The organism is Aeromonas sp. R10-2, from assembly GCF_040908445.1.
GTDB classification, from domain to species: Bacteria; Pseudomonadota; Gammaproteobacteria; order Enterobacterales; family Aeromonadaceae; genus Aeromonas; species Aeromonas veronii.
The window spans coordinates 121,097-121,600 of sequence record NZ_JBFODS010000033.1; the positions used below are offsets into that span (position 1 = coordinate 121,097).

Here is a 504-nt window from a genome sequence, read left to right on the forward strand (position 1 = left end):
CAACTGCCTCAACTGCCTCAACTGCCTCAACTGCCTCAACTGCCTCAACTGCCTCAACTGCCTCAACTGCCTCAACTGCCTCAACTGCCTCAACTCCTTCTATATAGGAAGTAAGAGTTGTTCCTGAACCTGGCGAAATGGTGAATTGTCTGTTCATTTCATTCGAGCAGCGTAGGCCAGTTCGATATCGCCCACCTATGTCGCGCAGGGGTCTACATACACCCGTTTGCCCAGTTGCGGGCGTTTTCCCTTGTAGGGTCTCAGTCGCAAGTCCATCTTGGCCTCCTTGTTTTCGGCCATTCTAGCAACCTGGAACTCATTATCTGTGGATAAGTTTGTATAAAAGCTGTGGTTGGAGATGAATAACTAAAAAAGTGCAGTTTTTTGCAATTTTATTGCCGATGAGGGGTTGCCAGAAAGAATCTGTTCCCTATAATGCGCCTCCATCGACAGGGCAAGCGGCAACGCAAACAACCTCGTCGATAACCTCGAAAAGCCTTTGAA

At 48.4% G+C, this 504-nt stretch carries 1 pseudogene; it reads right to left on the reverse strand.

The features are described 5' to 3' along the window. Positions 1–198: 198 nt before the first annotated feature. Positions 199–276: pseudogene (locus tag AB5Y97_RS07880) on the reverse strand (gamma carbonic anhydrase family protein); the annotation flags it as partial. Positions 277–504: the final 228 nt, after the last annotated feature.